This is a genomic window from Pseudoalteromonas sp. TAE56 (genome assembly GCF_000497955.1).
GTDB lineage: Bacteria > Pseudomonadota > Gammaproteobacteria > Enterobacterales > Alteromonadaceae > Pseudoalteromonas.
In genome coordinates, this window is the sequence record NZ_AUTN01000023.1 from 1 (window position 1) to 2571 (window position 2571).

Consider the following 2571-nt stretch of genomic DNA (forward strand, 5'->3'; position numbering starts at 1 on the left):
GTTGTTAAAAATGGAGAGCTAATAAAGTTAACCGCCTATGGCGATGCAAAACAATATCAGCAAAGTGACTTAATGCTACTTCGCCCAGAGCCAATGCAAACTAATACCTTGTTTGATTTGGCCTCAAACACCAAAATATTTGCCACCAACTTTGCACTTATGAAATTAGTAAGCGAAGGGCTATTAAATATTAATAAACCCGTGCAAAGCTACCTAAGCGAGTATAAAGGCGAAGGGCGAGTACAACGTACAGTAAAAGAGTTACTCACTCACAGCGCCGGATACCCGCCAGTATTTGACTTCCATCGCAAAGATGGCAGCTATGGCGACGCGTTTTATTCGCAAAACAGTAAAACCACTAAGCAGCTATTACTTACCAGCGTGCCTTTTAGCAGTAAATTATCTGGGCAGCATGTTTACTCAGATATTGATTACATGATTTTAGGCGTACTAATTGAGCGCGTTACAGGGCAGCCTCTTGACGAATACCTAGAGCAGCAAGTGTATGCGCCACTAAAATTAACTAACACGTTATTTAATCCACTTAAAAAAGGCTTTAAGCCGCAGCAATTTGCAGCCACTGAGCTTAGCGGCAACACACGAGACGGGCGTATTAAGTTTGATAATGTTCGCACCAATGTTTTACAAGGCCAAGTGCATGACGAGCGCGCTTATTATTCACTTGATGGCGTAGCAGGGCATGCGGGGCTATTTAGTAACGCCCACGACTTAGCCGTGCTTTGCCAGCTATTATTAAATAATGGTGGCTACGGCGACCAACAATTATTTAGTGCAAGCGCTTTAGCGCAATTTTTAACGCCGCAATCAAGCGATGAAACCTACGGGCTTGGCTTTAGGCTTGCCGGTAATAACCAAGCAAGGCGTTGGCACTTTGGTCCTTATGCAAGCGCGCAGGCTTATGGCCACACCGGTTGGACAGGCACAGTAACCGTAATAGACCCCGCCTACGACTTGGCTATTGTTTTACTTACTAATGCTCGCCATAGCGCAATTAAAGGCTCGCAAAAACGTTACGAATTTATAGGCAAACAATTTGAAACCGCGCAGTACGGATCGGTGGTCTCGCTTATTTACGAAGCGTTACTAAATCAATAAGCTATCGTATAGGTTAAAACGTACTAACTGTGCCACCTTAAGTGATTTATTTACAGGTGACTTGAGTAAGCCAATCCATTAAGCTAAGCGGTCTATAAAACTAAGCCGGTTTATGTTGTTAGGCTTAACAAATAAGCGTTAAAACGCGTACAAAGCGAGGTTTACTCGCTAATAACTAAGGTTAACTTTTTATGCATTGGTATTCTATTTTACCGCCGCTAATTGCGATTGCTATCGTGTTTTGGCGAAAAGAAGTGATTATGGCACTACTTGTTGCCGTTGCTTCTTCTGAGTTTTTACTCGCCTTTCAGGGCGAAGGTAATAGCGTGTTTGATACTTTTTTAAATACCATTGAACGTATTATTTCGGTTGCCAGCTCGCCAGGTAATACACGCATACTAATATTTAGTATTTTAATTGGTGCATTGCTTGCCTACATTCGCGAATCTGGCGGCGTTGCAGCAACTGTTAATATGCTAATGAACAAAGGCATTGCAAAAAGTAAGCGCCAAGTGGGCTTTTTAACCATGTTTACCGGTATTGCGGTGTTTATAGAATCTAACTTGAGCGTACTTACCTCAGGTATTTTATCGCGTGGCTTGTTCGACAAATTTAAAATGAGCCGAGCGCGTTTAGCGTACATTATTGACAGCACCAGTGCGCCAGTGTGTATTTTAATACTACTTAACGGCTGGGGTGCATTTGTACTTGGTTTGTTAGGTAACTACGAGCTAGGTGAGTCGGCTGTATCGGTATTGTGGGGCAGCGTAGGGTATAACTTTTACGCCATAATTACCCTTGCCATTGTTTTTTACACAATCGCGTTCGATAAAGTGCACGGCCCAATGAAAGAAGCCGAAGAAAAACTAGAGCTTCAAACAACCGACGTAAAAGATGAAATAAAAGCCTCTAAAGCGCGTTACATGTTAATCCCGCTTATTACGCTTATTACCAGCATGGTTGGCTTTATGTATTACACCGGTAATGGTGTGTTGGCAGAGGGCAGTGGCTCTAAATCAGTATTATACGCAACAGTTTTAGCCATTGTTGTGGCTTACTTTTTAATGATTGGCTCGCGTAAATTTACGCACCATCAATTAGTTGATACAGGCTTTAAAGGCATGGGCGAATTAATGCCATTGGTCGCCATTGTGCTGCTTTCGCTTACACTCGGCGCAAGTCTTAAAGAGCTTGGCACTGGGGTATTTGTAGCGTCACTTGTCGGCGACTACTTACCTATTTACTTAATAGTACCGGTGCTGTTTTTAACTGGTGCGGTAATGTCGTTTACTACAGGTACATCGTGGGGTACGTTTGCTATATTAATCCCAATTGGTGTGCCACTTATTCAAGCGCTAGGTTTACCGCCATCGCTTGTGGTAGGTGCTATTTTAGGTGGTGGTATATTTGGCGATCATTGCTCGCCTATATCCGACACCAGCGCTGTATCGGCTA

2 protein-coding genes are annotated in these 2571 nt (G+C 43.1%); both read left to right on the forward strand.

Features of this window, described 5'->3' with window-relative positions; all coding sequences use genetic code 11:
* On the forward strand, positions 1-1116 hold a 1116-nt coding region (gene pbp4b, locus L656_RS0100810; RefSeq protein WP_024597817.1), incomplete at its 5' end, for a penicillin binding protein PBP4B.
* Positions 1117-1307: 191 nt separating this feature from the next.
* Positions 1308-2571: Na+/H+ antiporter NhaC family protein (locus tag L656_RS0100815; protein ID WP_024597818.1), on the forward strand; the 1264-nt coding region annotated here is incomplete at its 3' end.